Below are 17,055 nucleotides of genomic sequence, written 5' to 3'. Positions count from 1 at the left end.
TTTCTTGAAACAGTATTGGGCAAGATACTTATGATTTTCTTTTGTCCCATTATACGTCGTATAAAGTGTCCTGATCATTGCACCGCCCTGATTGGCTATATTATTCTTGCACTTTCATTCTAATCCCTCATTTTCTAACATATTATATAAATATTATAGCAGACATTTTCTGAAAGTTTACATTCAAATGTTCTATACTTTGCAGGTAAATTGAATTTCCCAAAAAGGAAAAATATAACAAAACTTATAAGGGATACCGTTATTGCAAGGGAAATCTATGGAACGAAAAAGCGGGAACTGTTTTAGCATTTTTGCTAACAATTCCCACTCTTAAAAACGCGTCTCCGGGAGGATTTGAACCTCTGCCCCCTCGCTTAGGAGGAAATGCGTTCAATCATAGACAGAATCGGTAATGAGATCATAAAGCTGATAGCCGAACGGAGAACCTTTATTAAGCGGACCTCTCGCTTTGCAAATTTTAAGATGCAGCAATTTAGGAATAAAAAACACTAAAAAATCTCCGCAGAGGGCAAACGATCCTTCTGCAGAGATTTTAGATTACTATGAATTTTTAATATTTCATCTGGAGCATGACGATACCTCCCAGATTCATGAGAACCCCAAAAACAATGGCTGCATTCAGGAGCCAGTTAAAACGGACCTTCTCAATCCTTTTATAGATGACCGCCGATCCAAGTATGAATGCCATATATAAAAACAGATACGTCCTGGTGCTGGACGCAAACATGGTCGGGGTAAAGGCCAGGGCCATTCTGGTAGCTCCTCCGATCAAAAACCCTGAGATCACAAGCATCCGGTCCCTGCTGTCCTTGAGCCCTTCTATACAGACAAAGATCACACATATGATAAAAATCAGAAAAGCAACGCCCATAAGGATCTGGAATCCCCACTGTACTGCATTTTCCGGGAGAACCCGCGGTTCCGTGTATTCCACTGACCGATTCTTGACGATATCAACAAGAAAATACAGGCTGTAGATGATATCAAGCCCCATAGGGACCAGTGCTGCGGCAAGCTTCCATTTCCGGAACTTCCTGTCAACGGCAAGAAGAATGAGCAGAAGACAAAAGATAAACAGGATGAAGTTTGGCACAACGGTAAAATGTTGGAAGATTGACACAAATCCAAGTCTCAGCTTGTCAAGAAATGTCAGACGAATAAATTCCGGCATTTTGTCGTGGATCTCTTTTGCCACTCGGACAGAATTGCCCGGATTGCTCAAAATAAATACCAGGTTCCCAATGACAGCGATAAGTCCTGCCGCAAGAAAAACCACAGCTCTTTTATGATCTCTGAAACAGAAGATCAGCAGACAGAGACTGCCTGCGAGCACAATAGCCATCTGTTCCAGGTTCGCCGCGTAAAGTATGCCGGCCATATAGAGCACATACTCAGCCACTGACAGTTTCTTTTGTTCCAGGAACTTTTTAAACAGCACAAGACAGCCGATCCCTGCGGCCAAAGGCCAGAGATAATTGGCTGTGGTAACTCTCCATCCTGCAGAACCCATATGCATAAATGGATATACACAGAGCAGCGCTGCGGTGAAAATTGCACACTTCCCCTTGTTGTCCAGCAGATAATTGAGTCCTGCACCCAGCAGGATACAGACCAAGATATCTAAAGCCTTCCAGAGCAGAACCGGCATTTTAAGCGCCGCCGCCATGGAGATTTCAACCAGGAATCTGGAAGACAGGCTGTGATACCTGTGGACCAGCCACGGCAGGACAGCCTTGTGTTCCAGCTGTGCTCCAAAGATTAAGTCATCCCCAAAATCACTTTGGAGAATCAGATGGATCAGCACAGCTATACCTATGAAGATCCACAGATACCATTTCGCTTTTTCTCTCTCTCTTCTCATCTTAAATAGCTTCCAATAACGTCTTTCACAGTGGTGATCTTATTGCACTTCCACGCATCAGCTCCGCAGAAAATCAGTCCGTCATCCACATTTCCTTTAACAGCCTCGATCAGCCGTTCCGTGATACAGTAAACGGTCTCAGCCGGACTGCAGGCAGACATACAGTTAAAGCAGTGCTTCGGCTTGATCCTGCCTTCTCTCTGGACGATTTCCATAAATTTATTTTTGATGGCCCGCCCAGGCATTCCCACCGGACTCTTTACGATCGTGATATCTTCTTTTTTGCAGTTAATATAAGCCTCTTTATACTTGATATCCGCGTCACACTCCTCAGTAGTGACAAATGGAGTGGCAATCTGCACTCCGGAAGCTCCCATGGAAAGACAGTGTTCCAGGTCTTCTTTGGAGGAAACTCCTCCCGCCACGATAACCGGGATGTCTTTTTCATATTTTTCTTCATATGTTTTTACCATGTCGATGATCTCCTGAATCGTGTCATCATAATTTTCATAAGTCTCATCGCTGACAAGCTCTTCATATTTAAATCCCAGATGGCCCCCGGCCTTTGGACCTTCGATCAGCAGGGCATCCGGTGCCGTCTGATGCTTTTTATCCCACATCTTGAGAATCACCCGCGCCGACTTTTTCGGGGATACGATCGGGATAAGCTTTGTTTTGCTCCCCTTTGCCAGAGCCGGAAGCTCCGTAGGAAGTCCGGCGCCTGAAATAATCAGGTCAATGCCGTTTGCAATTGCTTCTTTTACATAGTTGGCATACAGCCTTGTGGCTACCATGATATTTATGCCAATGACACCGTCGGGTGCGATCTCTCTCGCCTTCCTGATATGTTTTTTCATGGCACGCATATTGGCGCCCTCAGGGTCCTGCTCAAAGTCCGGCTCGTTGTATCCAATCTGAGCCGCCGACAGCACACCGATGCCGCCCTCTCTTGCAACAGCTCCCGCAAGAGAACTCAAACTGACACCTACGCCCATTCCCCCCTGTATAATAGGGATTTTCGCAACCAAATCCCCGATCTTCAATGGTTTCACTTCCATTACCTCCGTGGTCTTTCTTTCAGTTACATTTTTCTAAAGCGCTGGTATCTCTCTTCTACAATCTCTTCCGGCATTTTCTTCTTATATCGTTTCAGGAAATCAACGATCATCTCTCTGATCTCCTCTGACAATTCGATAATATTATCAATACTTGCAGGTTCGGGTTCTCTGATGACCCTCTCGATCACTCCGAGTTCCTTTAAATCTGCCGCTGTGATCTTCATTACTTTTGCAGCCTCGGATGCCCTGCTTCCGTCTTTCCACAGGATACTTGCAAACCCTTCCGGGGATAGGACTGAGTAAGTGGAATTTTCCATGCTCCACACCTCATTGCCGACAGCCATGGCGATAGCTCCGCCGCTGCCGCCTTCTCCGATCATAATCGAAAGTATCGGAACTTTCAGGGAAGACATCTCATAAAGATTTCTCGCGATCGCCTCACCGATGCCGCCCTCCTCAGCTTCGATGCCGCAGAAGGCTCCCGGCGTATCCACAAAACAGATGACCGGACGATGGAATTTCTCTGCCTGACGCATGAGACGCATCGTCTTCCTGTAACCTTCCGGGGAAGGCATTCCGAAGTTCCTTTTTATATTTTCCTTTGTAGAACGGCCTTTCTGCTGTCCAACCACTGTGACCGGAATGCCGTCTATGGATGCCAGCCCCCCGACGATCGCTCCGTCATCGCCGAACAGGCGGTCTCCGTGCAGGGACATATAACGGTCAAAGATCGTTGTAATGTAGTCCAGACTGGTCGGCCGCTCCGCTGACCTTGAGATCTCGACTCTCTCCCATGGTGTTAAATTATTATGACTCATAACAACAACTCCTTATAATGGTGGCAAGCACTTTCCGCAGGTTCTTCCGCTCAACGATCTTATCTACAAATCCGTGCTCCAGCAGGAATTCGGATCTCTGGAAACCATCCGGAAGCTTCTGCCCAATGGTCTGCTCGATGACGCGGGGTCCTGCAAATCCGACCAGCGCTCCCGGTTCAGCCAGTATCACATCTCCGAGCATTGCAAAACTTGCAGTCACTCCTCCGGTCGTCGGATCTGTCAGTACACTGATGTACAAAAGCCCTGCCTGGTCGTGTCTTCTCAAAGCCGCCGACGTCTTCTCCATCTGCATCAGGGAAATGATGCCTTCCTGCATCCTGGCCCCTCCCGAACATGTAAAAATAATGATTGGTATTCTCTGCTCGGTGGCTCTCTCGATAGCCCTCGTGATCTTTTCACCGACGACCTGGCCCATGCTGCCCATCATGAAATCAGCACTCATGACTGCAATGGCCACTTCACTGCCGCCGATCTTTCCTTTTCCCGTGATCACCGCTTCTTCCAGATTCGTCACAGATTTCTGGTGCTCCAGCTTTTTCAAATAGCCCGGAAACTCCAGCGGATCGGACGTGACAAGTCCGGTGTCCCACTCCTCAAAGGTATTGCGGTCCAGAACCATGGCAATCCTTGTTCTCGGCCGTATTCTGAAATAATTTCCGCAGTGGGGGCAGATATAATAATTTTCAATGATATCTTCATTATAGACCGGCTTTCCGCAGTCACTGCATTTTTGGAACAGTCCTTCCGGCGCCTGATATTCAAGCAGGGTATCTTTGGCCTTTTTCACCCGTTCCGCCTGCTTTTTCTCCTGAGGTGTCAATGTTCTTTTCTTAAACATTTCTTTTAACATGATGCTTCACCCTGGCTTTCTGTCTCTTCTTCCCGTTCCTTCTGGAACCTTTCAATAAATGCGGTATCCACATTTCCGTCAATAAAATCCTGATGATTGATGATGTCATACTGGTAATCGATGTTCGTCTTGATGCCTTCCAGTACCAGCTCTCCCAGAGCATTTCTGAGCTTCCTCAAAGCCAGTTCACGGTTTTTGTCATAGACGATCAGTTTTGCAACCATCGAATCATAGAACGGAGGGATCTGATATCCGGTAAACAGGGCAGAGTCAATGCGCACACCCTTGCCTCCCGGAAAATGTACATTTGTAACAGTTCCCGGACTCGGCCTGAAATCATGTTCCGTATCCTCTGCATTTACCCTTACCTCAATGGCGTGTCCGGAGATATGGATATCCTTCTGCTGATAAGTCAGATGTCTTCCCGCCGCAATACGAATCTGTTCCCGGATTAAGTCGATGCCGGTGACCCATTCCGTGACCGGATGTTCTACCTGAATTCTGGTGTTCATCTCAATGAAATAGAAATTCCCGTCCTGGTCCTTCAGGAATTCAATGGTGCCTGCGCTGTAATATCCGACCACTTTTGCCGCTTTGACTGCAATGGCTCCCATCTTCTCTCTGAGCTCTTTGTTAATGGCCGGTGACGGTGACTCCTCAATCAGCTTCTGATGACGTCTCTGGATGGAACAGTCCCTCTCACCCAGATGAACCGCATTTCCGTATTTATCAGCCAAAATCTGAAATTCGATATGTCTCGGATCACGGATATATTTTTCAATATACATGGTGCCGTCGCCGAAAGCATTTTCTGCTTCCCGCTTTGCCGTTTCAAATATATGTTCAAACTCTGCGGAGTCTTCGCAGATCCTCATGCCCTTGCCTCCGCCGCCTGCGGATGCCTTGATCATGACGGGATATCCCATCTCGTCGGCAATCTTCCTGCCCTCCAAGGCTTCGTAAACCGCATCTTTGGTCCCCGGCACAACCGGAACACCAGCCTCCATCATAGTCTTTCTGGCAGAAGATTTATCCCCCATTTTGTCAATGATTTCTGCGGAAGGCCCGATAAAGGATATGTTGCACTTTTCACACATGCGGACAAACTTACTGTTCTCCGATAAAAATCCGAATCCCGGATGAATGGCATCCGCCCCTACTGCCATAGCAGCTCCGATGATCCTCTCCATATCCAGATAGCTGTCCTTTGCAGGCGCGGGCCCGATACAGACGGTCTCATCCGCCAGCTGTGCGTGCAGAGCTTCTTTATCTGCCTCGGAGCAAACTGCTACAGAAAGGATGTCCATCTCACGGCAGGCCCGGATGATGCGCACCGCGATCTCTCCTCTGTTTGCAATTAAAATTTTCTTAAACATACAACGCTTCCTCCTAGCCGATCATGAATGTGATTTCGCCGGACGCGACGACCTTTCCGTCCACCGTTGCGGTTCCCTTGCCGACGCCTACCGGTCCTTTCACCCTGATCATCTCTACTTCCAGATTCAGCACGTCTCCAGGTACGACTTTGCCGCGGAATTTTGCCTTATTGACTCCGCCTAAAAATCCGATCTTTCCTTTGTTCTCTTCCGCAGAAAGGCAGCACACGGCTCCCACCTGAGCCAGCGCCTCGATGATCAGCACACCCGGCATCACCGGTTCCTGCGGAAAATGTCCCGCAAAGAACGGTTCGTTGTATGTCACGCATTTTTTGCCCACTGCCCTTTTTCCGACTTCCATTTCCTCAATCCGGTCAACCAGAAGAAACGGGCTCCTGTGCGGGATAATATTCATAATTTCTTTAATATTCAGCATATGTTTCCCCTTTCCTACCGGATAATGACCAGAGTTTCCCCGTATTCCACAATATCCCCGTTATTAACCGGGATGCTCACTACGGTTCCTTCAAATTCACTCTCCACTTCGTTCATCAGCTTCATAGCTTCAACAATTCCAATGATCTGTCCCTTTGTCACCGTATCGCCTACCTGCACGAACGGTTCTGCTCCTTCCGACGGAGCAGCGTAAAAGGTACCCACCAAAGGAGCAGTCACGGCATTGCCTTCCGCCTCTTCGTCTTCCGGCAGAGCTTCCAGCGTGCTTTGCGACGCAGGTGCAGCCGCGGGCACAGGCGGCGCTGCGAATTCCGGTGATGCGAAGACTCTTTCCTTCTTCTTTGACAGCTTCACTGAGAAATCATCATCTTTATATTCAAACTTATCGACATCTGACTCTGATAATGCCTGGATCAGTTCTTTCATTTCCTCTAATTTCATAGCCTATCCTCCCTATTCCGCAAACTTTTTGATCAGAAGCGTTGCATTATGCCCTCCGAACCCAAGTGAATTGCTCAGAGCATAATTGACTGTGCGGTCTGTGACCGGCTCTAATGTATAATCCAGGTCACATTCTTCATCCGGCACCTTAAGTCCCACAGTGGGATGAATGTAATCTTCCAAAACAGTCTTTACACAGGTGATAAACTCAATGGCTCCGGCGGCCCCGAGTCCGTGACCGATCATCGATTTTGTAGAGCTGATCTTCAAGTCTCTGGCGTGATCGCCGAAGGTAGTTTTGATCGCTTTCGTCTCAAACTTGTCGTTGGCCGGTGTGCTTGTTCCGTGGGCGTTGATATAATCCACCTCATCGGGACGGATCTCCGCCTCGTCAATGGCAAACTGCATCGCACGCGCTGCTCCCTCTCCATCTTCTGCCGGTGAAGTGATATGGAAAGCATCGCTGGTCGCCCCATATCCCACAACTTCCGCAAGGATATTGGCTCCCCTGGCTTTGGCGTGCTCCAATGTCTCCAGCACTACCACGCCTGCTCCCTCTCCAATAATAAATCCGTCTCTCTCTTTATCGAATGGAATCGATGCACGTTTTGGATCTTCTGAACTGCTCAGTGCTGTCAGAGAGGCAAATCCCGCCACAGCTACCGGCGTGATGCAGGCTTCCGTTCCTCCTGCCACCATCACATCTGCCTCGCCGCACTGGATCGAGCGGAATGCTTCTCCAATAGACTGCGTGCCTGTAGCACATGCAGTAACTACATTGATGCTCTTGCCCCTTAACCCAAACGCAAGGGAAACATTTCCCGCAGCCATGTTGGAGATCATCATCGGAACCACCAGAGGCTTGACTCTGTTAGGACCCTTTGTACGGATGACTTCGGTGTTTTTTTCTACAATCTGCAGACTTCCTGTTCCCGACCCGACAGATACACCAATCCTCGCTGTATCTTCTTTTTCCAGATCCAGTCCGGAATCCTCGATAGCCTCTTTGGCCGCAGCCACGGCGTACTGGGAGAACAGTTCCATTCTCCTTGCAGAACGCGGGTCTATATAATCTTTCGCTTTAAAATCCTTTACTTCTGCTGCCAGATGAGTTTTGTATTCACTGGCATCAAAATGACTGATTGGAGCAAATCCAGTCTTTTGCTGTTTGATTCCGTCCCAGAACTCTTCCACACTGTTTCCGATCGGAGTAATCGCACCCATTCCGGTAACTACGACTCTCTTTAAATTCTTCATACTGCTCTCCTTTACATTCCCATTCCGCCATCCACACTGATCGTCTGCCCAGTAATATAGGACGCCTTGTCAGATGCTAAAAATGCTACTGTCTCTGCGATATCCTTTGTCGTCCCTACTTTTTTTAACGGGATCGTATCGATAATACCCTTCTTCACGTCCTCCGGAAGCACTTCCGTCATCTCCGTATCTATGTACCCCGGTGCCACCGCATTGACCGTGATCCCTCTGGACCCAAGTTCTCTCGCCAGAGATTTGGTCATACCGATGACTCCTGCCTTGGAGGCACAGTAATTCATCTGCCCGGCATTTCCGATCACTCCAGAAACGGAAGACATGTTGATGATATGGCCGGACTTCTGTTTCAGCATAATCCTTGCCACATGCTTCATGCAGTTAAATGTTCCCTTCAGATTGACATTGATCACCTGATCGAACTCTTCCTCGCTCATCTTCATAGCCAGGTTATCTTTTGTGATTCCTGCATTGTTGACCAAAATGTCGATGGAACCGAATTCCTTTTTCACGGAAGCCATCATTTCCCTGGCTGTATTAAAATCGGAGACATCTCCCTGATATACTTTGGCTTCTCCACCGTTTTCTTTGATCGAAGCGACCACTCCTTCGGCTTTTTCTTTGGACCCGCAATAATTGACGATGACTTTCGCCCCATAGCCTGCAAGGGTCAGTGCCACTTCACGGCCGATCCCACGGCTTGCGCCTGTGACAACAGCTACTTTTCCTTCTAACATGATAAGACCTCCTCAAGCTTTTTCAAATCTTCTTTTTTCTCTATATTGATCACTTTCATCTTCCGGTCGATCTTTCTCATAAATCCGGACAGAGTTCTTCCCGGACCGATCTCGATAAAAGTATCTGCTCCCGCTTCTATCATTTTATGTATAGATTGTTCCCAACGGACAGAAGAATAAACCTGTTTTCCCAGCAGGTCTTTCACCTGATCTTTGGAAGTGACAAATTCTGCAGTCGTATTTGACACATATGGAATCTCCGGATCATGAACTTCCACGTCTTTTAAGACCTCAAGCAGTTTTTCCCCGGCAGTCTTTAACATAGGAGAATGAAACGGCCCGCTCACTTTCAGCGGAAGGACTCTTTTGGCCCCCGCCTCTTTCAGTACATCTGCCGCTGCCTCGACGGCTTTGGCCTCACCTGATATCACAATCTGTCTGGGACAGTTGTAATTGGCGATGGAGACAACTCCGCTCACTCCGGGAAGCACGGCCTCGATCTCTTCTTTCTTCATGCCAAGAACAGCCGCCATGGCTCCCTCTCCGGCAGGCACTGTGTCCTGCATGAGAATTCCTCTCTGGCGGACTACTTTGACTGCATCCTCAAAGCTCATGACATTGCATGCAACAAGGGCACAATATTCCCCGAGACTTAAACCAGCTGTCATATCCGCTTTTATGCCCATGGCTTCGATCTCTCTTAAGACGGCCACACTGGCTGTCACCATGGCCGCCTGTGTATACTCCGTAATGTTGATGTCTTCATTTTCCTCGAAGCACAATGCCTTCACATCAATATCCAACACTTCATTTGCTTTTTCAAATACTTCTCTGCTGTGTTCAAAAGAGTCATAGAACTCTTGTCCCATACCGACATACTGTGCTCCCTGTCCCGGAAACATAAAAACAATTTTACCCATCGTTATCACCTCGTCAATTACTTTGAGTTTCAAAATATCTGTTTCTAAAAAATTGACTTATAACCTCAAATCATCAGTTATAAGTCAATATTTTGTCAATCTTAATCTTCTACGCCTTTATTCTTTAAGTAGTTGATTACATCTTCGACAGTATTAAGCTCTGTCAGATCGTCAGACGGAATCTCTACATCGTACTCTTCTTCTAATGCCATAACTAATTCAAATAAGTCCAGAGAGTCAGCTCCTAAGTCATCTTTGAAAGATGTCTCTAACGCAATTTCGCTTTCATCAACGCTTAACTGTTCTGCAATGATTTCCTTCATTTTCTCTAACATAATTAATCTCCTTCATACCTCATAATAGTTTGATTATCAAAGTATACCTACTTATACCCGAACTTGTCAAGTAAATTCACTCCTATATTATACTAACTCACATACAAATATGCAAGGAAGTTATTAGGAAATAACGGTAAAAAAATCTGTATCTCTATTCTTCTGCCGAATGCCGACCCAGCAGAATATCCTCCGCTTTCTTGTTCCAGAATCCCCCGGCCTCATCACATGCATCTGCCAGCCGTTTAAATAAAGGGTCTTCTTTTCCCAGCTTCCGAAAATCCTCAATCGCCGTCAGCGGCATAGAGATGTGCGTGTACACGATCTTTTTCTCTCCCGGCATTTTCTTTAAATACAGTGTAGTATCCACAACCGCATTAAGACCGCCGATATGGGTAATATTCATAGCCGGATCAACCTTTTTGTCACGGAGCAGTTCAAGGGCTTCCTCCATATCGCTTCTCAGGCCCCCGGATGAACCGATAAGCTTTGTCTTGAGATAATGGCTGCCGTAGATGTTCATGCCCGCCCTGTACTTCTTGTCCGCAGTAGCCGCGTAAATATTCATGCAGCCGTCCATGGCCATGATCCTGTTCCCTGTCTCCGCTACATTTTTCGGCGGGGCATAGACGAAAACATCATCATACCCCTTTTCATTGGTCAGCGCCAGCAGCGCGGAAGCAGGGTCTACCATCATGGACGGATTTATATAGTAAAGCTCCACTCCGGTCCTCTGGGCCTCCTGCACCGGTATCAGCCTTCTGGCCTTGGCAATCCGTTCTTCGTTTATATCCGTCACCACAAGCCTCTTCGGTTTCCTCTCCATAGCCAGGACATAGCGGATGGCCATCAGCCCCATGGGTCCGCATCCCCCGAGGATCACTGTATTGCCGCCTTCTTTAATGCCGGAGATATGGTCATGGGAACCAGGTTTGCTGTGATAATTGGAGTGAAAGCTTCCTACGATACTGTACAGTGCCTGTGCCACCGTTGCCTCATAGTAGCTTTCCCCCTCAAAAGTAAGCAGACATCCCTTTTCAATCACTTCTCCCGGGACAATGCAGTAGGTGGCAGCTCCTCCAAAATACTCATAGGAATAACCAGGAGACTCGATTTGTCCCGGTATCTCGGGAACAACTACATACTTGTCCCCTGGACGGTACTGATCCTTCCACTTCTCACCCACCTGTTCAATGACCCCGGCGAATTCATGTCCGATCAATATCGGATATCTTCGTATGTTCTTCGGAACCCTCAGATGCCTCTGTGCAAGCGTGATCTCTTTTAAAGTAGACATAGCAATTCCATTGCAGAGGATCTTGAGCAGGATCTCGTCCTCTTTGATCCCGGGAAGTTCAAATTCTTCCATCCTGATGTCCTTTACCCCATAAAGTCTGACGCCTTTTATCTTCATAGTCACCGCCCCTTTTCACACAATGCAGGTCATATGGAAATTATTTTCTAAGATTATAACAGAAATGGAAATAAAAAAAAAGACTTGTAACTGAGGATAAGAAGGAGAACACAAAAGAATCAAACTTTCATCACATTTTGTTTAGCTTTCTCTTTTATTCTGTTAAGAGACAACATAAAAGGAGGCAGTAAATTGATTGAAGTAAAACACCTTACAAAGAGCTATGACAGCCATCCGGCTTTGGATGACCTGTCATTTACGATCGAGAAAGGCCGGGTCTATGGTTTCCTCGGACCTAACGGTGCCGGAAAGTCTACCACGATGAACATCATGACCGGATATATCGGTGCAGACAGCGGAGAAGTTCTGATAAACGGGTTCGATATTTTAAAAGAGCCGGAGAAAGCGAAAAGATCCGTGGGATATCTGCCGGAAATTCCGCCCCTCTATCCGGATATGACCGTCCGGGAATATTTAAGTTTCGTATCTGAATTAAAAGAGATTCCCAGAAAAGACAGTGCAGCACAGGTGGATAAAGTCCTAAGTCTCGTCAGGCTTACCGATGTTTCCAGCCGCCTGATCCGCAATCTTTCCAAAGGATACCGCCAGAGGACCGGTCTCGCGGCCGCAGTCCTTGGTTTCCCCGATATCATTATTCTGGATGAGCCGACCGTTGGCCTGGACCCAAAACAGATCATCGAAATCCGGCAGCTCATCCGCACGCTCTCCAAAGACCATACTATCATCCTCAGCTCTCATATCCTGGCGGAGGTCCAGGAGATCTGCGATTATGTTCTTATTATTTCAAAAGGGCGCCTGGCAGCCGAGGGTACACCAAAACAGCTGGAAGAAATGTCCCGCGGAAAGGATACTGTGGAGCTTACCATCATGTCGGACCCGGCACGTATACAGTCTGTCCTGGATTCTCTCTCTGGCATGCACGCGATCTGCTGGAAAGGAGACACGGGAGATTCCTGCGACATCTCTGTGGAATTCTCCGGCGACAGCCAGAAGATCTGCCGGGAGATTTCCCTTGCTTTTGCAAGAGAAGAAATCCCGGTCACCAGGATTTATATTTCCAGGACGACTCTTGAGGACATTTTCCTGGAATTGACCGATACAGACATTCAGGAACAGGAAGGAGACGAAGAAAATGAAAGCAATTTATAAGCGGGAACTCCGCTCCTATTTTACCTCTATGATTGGCTGTGCCTTTGCGGCATTCCTCACTGTCATCGGGGGTGTATATTTTATGGTATATAACCTGATGAGCGGATATCCCTATTTTTCTTATTCTCTGTCCGGTGTAATTTTTGCCGTTCTGATCACGGTCCCGGTTCTGTCCATGAAATGCTTCGCTGAGGAGAGAAAAAACAAGACAGACCAGCTGCTTCTGACCTCGCCTGTGTCTCTGACAAAGATCATTTTAGGCAAATACTTTGCAATGATCACGGTATTTGCCATGCCCTGCCTGATCTACTGCCTGTTTCCTCTGATTATCAAGTTTCACGGAAATGCCCATCTTCTGGTGGACTATTCTTCAATCCTGGCATTTTATCTGCTGGGCTGTGTTTTTATCGGCATCGGGATGTTACTGTCTTCCCTGACAGAGAGTCCGGTCATTGCGGCGATCAGCACCTTCGGGGTTTTATTCTTTTTGTATATGCTTGATAATCTCTTAAGCTATATTCCGACCAGCGCACCCAGCGGTGTCATCATCACCATCCTGATCCTGTCACTGGCCGCAGGCCTGATCTTTCATATAACAAAAAATCAGATTATCGCCGGAACCGTAGAAATTGCCGGAGCGGTCATAAGTATTGCAGTATATTTCATTAAATCGTCTGTATTTGAAAATTTCATTCATGATATTCTGGAACATTTCGTCCTGACCGGCGTTTTCTATAATTTTGCCCAGAACTATATTTTTGATATCGGAGGGCTTTTATATTATCTCTCCGTCATCATTCTTTTTATTTTCTTGACGATACAGACATTTCAGAAAAGACGATGGAGTTAGGAGGACTGTAAGTGGATAAAATAAAACAACTATTTCAGACAAAGGATTCCAGGAGAGGCTCATACAGCATAGCTGTTACTGCCGTTGTCATAGGAATCGTAATCCTGTTTAATCTTCTTGTGGCCCAGCTGCCTCAAAAGATCCGGCAAATTGATATCAGTGACACCAATATATATGAGATCTCGTCAAAAAGCCAAAAGCTGCTTAAAAGTTTGAAGAATGACGTCAACCTTTATGTAATCGCGGAAAAAGGAAGCACTGATGACCGCATCAAGACCTTTATCACCAAGTATGCCTCTCTCTCCGGCCGCCTCAGAGTAGAATGGATCGACCCCGTACTGCATCCTTCTGCACTGACAAAGTATGACACGGAAAAAAACAGTATCGTCGTATCCTGTAAAGCAACAGACCGGCAGACTTCGATCTCCTTCGACGATATTTTAGTAACTGAATCTTCCTATTATAATACATCTTCTTCCGCCACAAAGTTTGACGGAGACGGGCAGCTGACCAGTGCAGTAGATTATGTGACAAATACAAAAGAATACAAGGCTTATTACACGGCCGGACACGGTGAAACCGCCCTGTCATCTTCTGTCACAGGCCTGATGGAAAAATCCAGAATCTCTGTGTCAGAGCTGAATCTCCTGACTGCCTCATCCATACCGGATGACTGTGACCTTCTTATACTCAACGGCCCCACCAGTGATCTCACAAAAGATGAAGCCAAAGTTCTGACCGCTTATCTGAAAAAAGGAGGAAACGTCATGTCCCTCCTGGCCTATACAAACAAGAGCATGACACGGCTCTATGGCATTTTTGAGGACTACGGCATGAAAGTCGCCAATGGATATATTGCGGATGCAGAGCGCTGCTATCAGGGTAATTATTATTACCTCATACCAAACTTATCTGTGAGCGGCGATATGGCTTCCGGTATTTCCTCAAATTCTGTGCTGGTGGTCAACTCGAAAGGCATGACGCAGACAGATCCTGTCCGGGACACAATCAACGTGGAATCTTTTATGACCACTTCCGAGAACGGCTGTGCCGTGACAGAGAAAAAACAGACGCAGGGAACCTATATATTGGGAGCAGCGGCCACAGAATCGGTCACTGTAAAAGACAGCGGAGGAAAGAAAAAAAAGAAAGACAGCCGTCTGACCGTTTACGGAAGCAATATGCTCATCGACGCACAGGTAACAGAGTCTTTCTCAACCTTAGAGAACCTTACTCTGTTCATGAATTCTGTCACCGCAAATCTGGACAGTGCAGATAATATCTCCATCTCACCGAAGAGCCTTCAGGTAACTTATAACACCATTGCACATCCGGGTATCTTCAGTATCCTGATCATCTTCGTGATTCCTTCTGTGGTCATTGCCGGCGGCTTTATCATATGGTTCCGCAGAAGAAGAAGGTAAGGAGGTTTCTATGAGACAGAAAAAAACACTGATCATTCTGACCCTGGTATTTGCGGGCCTTCTGGCCCTGTACGCCGGAATCCGCATGTATCAGAAAAAACAGTCTGAACAAAAACGTTCTTCCGATAAACTGATCATTAAAAATATGTCGGACCTCACCTCTATTTCTTATAACAACGGACAGAACCTGTCTTTTGTGAAAAGAAACGGTACATGGTTTTATGAAAAGGACAGCGAATTTCCTCTGGAACAGAGTTATCTCACCTCCATGGCATCTCAGTTTCAAAAGATAGAGGCCGTCCGGAAATTAAAAAACGGTGACAGTCTTGAAGACTATGGGCTGGAACACCCCGCCTATACGATCAGGGTGAAAGATAAAAAGGGAACACAGACGACTTATTATATCGGCAGTGCCTCCGGAGACAACTATTATCTGACGCTGGATGACAAATCAACTGTTTATACCGTATCCGCAGATCTTCTCTCTGGTTTATCTTACTCTCTGAATGATATGATGCAGACGGATACCTTTCCCACACTGAGCAGCGGGAATCTAAAAAAAGTTGTTGTAACCAGCGGCAGCAGGGTAAAAACCTACACATCTAAATCCAAAAATGATATGGACAGCATTGCCGGAGGACTTGGAGTTTTCACATTCGGTGACTGTCAGAACTACTCTGCAGAAAATAAAGACCTTGCAAAATACGGCCTGAACAGTAAATCCCGTATCACAGTAGATATTACTTACAAGGATACGGAAACAAAGAAAACAAAATCTCTCACCCTTTATATCGGTTCCAAAGACAAGAGTGGAGAAAATTACTATGTGAAGCTGAAAGATTCCAAAATGGTCTATTTAAGCGATACAGATATTGTAAAAAATATCCTGAATCCTTAGATTTACACTTTACTGAGAAGCAAGAAGAAAAGAGACTGCGGCCGCAGTCTCTTTTCTCTATGTTTTCTATCCGAAATATCTTTTTAATAATCCTTCAAAAGCTTTTCCGTGGCGGGCTTCATCCCTTGCCATCTCATGTACAGTATCATGGATTGCGTCTAAGTTTGCTGCCTTCGCTCTCTTTGCAAGATCAAACTTACCTGCTGTTGCTCCATTCTCTGCATCAACTCTCATCTCAAGGTTTTTCTTTGTGCTGTCAGTCAATACTTCTCCGAGCAGTTCAGCAAATTTTGCTGCATGTTCTGCTTCTTCCAGTGCAGCTTTTTCCCAGTATAATCCGATCTCCGGATATCCTTCTCTGTGTGCCACACGGCTCATCGCAAGGTACATACCTACTTCAGAACATTCTCCTTCAAAGTTTGCTCTTAAGTCCGCCATGATGTCTTCGCTGGCTCCCTGTGCCACTCCGACTACATGCTCAGCAGCCCATTCTCTTTCGCCTGTCTGCTCTTTAAACTTTTCTGCCGGAACTCCGCATGTCGGACATTTTTCTGGTGGAGTATCTCCCTCGTGAACGTAACCGCATACTGTACAAACCCATTTCTTCATACTTATACATCTCCTTTTGATTTATTTGTTTTACTGTTTTTGCTATGTTCAAGAAATCCAGTTAAGATATCAGTAACTATTACTGTTTTCTTACTGATCTAATCATAACACCGCTATTTTGTATTGTCAATATCTTTTTTTAAACATTTTTCACATACCCCACGGAAGTAAGTGACATTCTCGTCTACACGACCTTTAAATTGGGCGCTTGCAATCGCATTCACATAGTCGATCGGGTCCATCTCAAGATCGATAACTTCCCCGCACTCTTTGCATATAAAATGATAGTGCGGACCAACATTAGCATCATATCTGTCTGCCCCGCCGTCATAGCTCAGTTTTAAGATATCACCGCGGCTTGACAGCAGTGCCAGATTGCGGTAAACCGTACCTAAGCTGATGTTTGGAAACTCTTCTTTTATATTTACATAAATGGTATCCGCAGTCGGATGATCTTTTCTCGTCATCAAAAAGTTAATGATCGCATCCCTCTGCTTGCTCCTTTTCGTCGCAGGCTGCATAGG

General features: G+C 46.4%; 16 protein-coding genes and 1 pseudogene. 4 read left to right on the top strand and 13 right to left on the bottom strand.

Translation table 11 applies throughout. The features are described from left to right. Nucleotides 1-571 precede the first annotated feature (571 nt). The 11 genes and pseudogenes from CI597_RS06920 to CI597_RS06865 all read right to left on the bottom strand — a co-directional run bounded on the left by CI597_RS06920 (nucleotide 572) and on the right by CI597_RS06865 (nucleotide 11,580). Nucleotides 572-1,882: a DUF6056 family protein gene (locus tag CI597_RS06920; RefSeq protein ID WP_024729314.1), complete on the bottom strand. Its 1,311-nt coding sequence runs from the start codon at nucleotides 1,880-1,882 to the stop codon at nucleotides 572-574. Continuing rightward, on the bottom strand, nucleotides 1,879-2,940 hold the full coding sequence (locus CI597_RS06915; RefSeq protein ID WP_024729313.1) for an NAD(P)H-dependent flavin oxidoreductase: 1,062 nt from the start codon (nucleotides 2,938-2,940) through the stop codon (nucleotides 1,879-1,881). The genes CI597_RS06920 and CI597_RS06915 overlap by 4 nt, the downstream gene beginning before the upstream one ends. A 23-nt stretch (nucleotides 2,941-2,963) precedes the next feature. Beyond that, nucleotides 2,964-4,629: pseudogene (locus CI597_RS19380) on the bottom strand (acetyl-CoA carboxylase carboxyltransferase subunit alpha). Next, nucleotides 4,623-6,005 carry an acetyl-CoA carboxylase biotin carboxylase subunit gene (locus CI597_RS06900; RefSeq protein WP_024729310.1) on the bottom strand — a complete coding sequence of 461 codons (1,383 nt, stop codon included), beginning with the start codon at nucleotides 6,003-6,005 and terminating at the stop codon, nucleotides 4,623-4,625. The pseudogene CI597_RS19380 and the gene CI597_RS06900 overlap by 7 nt, the downstream one beginning before the upstream one ends. A 13-nt stretch (nucleotides 6,006-6,018) precedes the next feature. Beyond that, nucleotides 6,019-6,441: a 3-hydroxyacyl-ACP dehydratase FabZ gene (gene fabZ / locus CI597_RS06895; protein ID WP_024729309.1), complete on the bottom strand. Its 423-nt coding sequence runs from the start codon at nucleotides 6,439-6,441 to the stop codon at nucleotides 6,019-6,021. Nucleotides 6,442-6,455: 14 nt separating this feature from the next. Next, a complete protein-coding gene (gene accB, locus CI597_RS06890) occupies nucleotides 6,456-6,902 on the bottom strand; it encodes an acetyl-CoA carboxylase biotin carboxyl carrier protein (protein ID WP_024729308.1) in 447 nt (148 codons plus the stop codon). Between the two features lie 12 nt (nucleotides 6,903-6,914). Beyond that, a complete protein-coding gene (fabF, locus tag CI597_RS06885; RefSeq protein ID WP_024729307.1) occupies nucleotides 6,915-8,159 on the bottom strand; it encodes a beta-ketoacyl-ACP synthase II in 1,245 nt (414 codons plus the stop codon). An 11-nt stretch (nucleotides 8,160-8,170) separates the two neighbouring features. After that, on the bottom strand, nucleotides 8,171-8,911 hold the full coding sequence (gene fabG / locus CI597_RS06880; RefSeq protein ID WP_024729306.1) for a 3-oxoacyl-[acyl-carrier-protein] reductase: 741 nt from the start codon (nucleotides 8,909-8,911) through the stop codon (nucleotides 8,171-8,173). After that, entirely contained in the window at nucleotides 8,905-9,831 is a 927-nt protein-coding gene (fabD, locus tag CI597_RS06875; protein WP_024729305.1) for an ACP S-malonyltransferase, read from the bottom strand. The genes fabG and fabD overlap by 7 nt, the downstream gene beginning before the upstream one ends. A 101-nt stretch (nucleotides 9,832-9,932) precedes the next feature. Beyond that, a complete protein-coding gene (gene acpP / locus CI597_RS06870) occupies nucleotides 9,933-10,166 on the bottom strand; it encodes an acyl carrier protein (protein ID WP_006568462.1) in 234 nt (77 codons plus the stop codon). Nucleotides 10,167-10,320: 154 nt separating this feature from the next. Continuing rightward, on the bottom strand, nucleotides 10,321-11,580 hold the full coding sequence (locus CI597_RS06865) for a zinc-binding dehydrogenase (protein ID WP_024729304.1): 1,260 nt from the start codon (nucleotides 11,578-11,580) through the stop codon (nucleotides 10,321-10,323). 192 nt (nucleotides 11,581-11,772) lie between these two features. On the opposite strand from CI597_RS06865, the gene CI597_RS06860 reads away from it, so the two are divergent. Genes CI597_RS06860 through CI597_RS06845 form a run of 4 tightly spaced genes read left to right on the top strand, consistent with a single transcriptional unit; the run spans nucleotide 11,773 to nucleotide 15,922 of the window. Next, nucleotides 11,773-12,750 (top strand): ABC transporter ATP-binding protein, encoded by a 978-nt coding sequence (locus tag CI597_RS06860; RefSeq protein ID WP_024729303.1) that lies wholly within the window; start codon nucleotides 11,773-11,775, stop codon nucleotides 12,748-12,750. Beyond that, nucleotides 12,734-13,600, top strand: a complete 867-nt coding sequence (locus CI597_RS06855) for an ABC transporter permease (RefSeq protein WP_024729302.1) — start codon at nucleotides 12,734-12,736, stop codon at nucleotides 13,598-13,600. The genes CI597_RS06860 and CI597_RS06855 overlap by 17 nt, the downstream gene beginning before the upstream one ends. A gap of 11 nt (nucleotides 13,601-13,611) precedes the next feature. Further along, nucleotides 13,612-15,024 (top strand): GldG family protein, encoded by a 1,413-nt coding sequence (locus CI597_RS06850; RefSeq protein WP_024729301.1) that lies wholly within the window; start codon nucleotides 13,612-13,614, stop codon nucleotides 15,022-15,024. Between the two features lie 10 nt (nucleotides 15,025-15,034). Continuing rightward, nucleotides 15,035-15,922, top strand: a complete 888-nt coding sequence (locus tag CI597_RS06845) for a DUF4340 domain-containing protein (RefSeq protein ID WP_024729300.1) — start codon at nucleotides 15,035-15,037, stop codon at nucleotides 15,920-15,922. A 66-nt stretch (nucleotides 15,923-15,988) separates the two neighbouring features. Here CI597_RS06845 and CI597_RS06840 read toward each other — a convergent pair whose 3' ends face one another. Then, nucleotides 15,989-16,531 (bottom strand): NADH peroxidase, encoded by a 543-nt coding sequence (locus tag CI597_RS06840; RefSeq protein ID WP_006568456.1) that lies wholly within the window; start codon nucleotides 16,529-16,531, stop codon nucleotides 15,989-15,991. Between the two features lie 113 nt (nucleotides 16,532-16,644). After that, a complete protein-coding gene (locus CI597_RS06835) occupies nucleotides 16,645-17,052 on the bottom strand; it encodes a Fur family transcriptional regulator (RefSeq protein WP_024729299.1) in 408 nt (135 codons plus the stop codon). Between the last annotated feature and the right edge of the window lie 3 nt (nucleotides 17,053-17,055).

Source organism: Anaerostipes hominis (ex Lee et al. 2021) (assembly GCF_002270485.1).
Lineage (GTDB): Bacteria > Bacillota > Clostridia > Lachnospirales > Lachnospiraceae > Anaerostipes > Anaerostipes hominis.
This window is presented reverse-complemented; position numbering and strand designations above follow the sequence as displayed.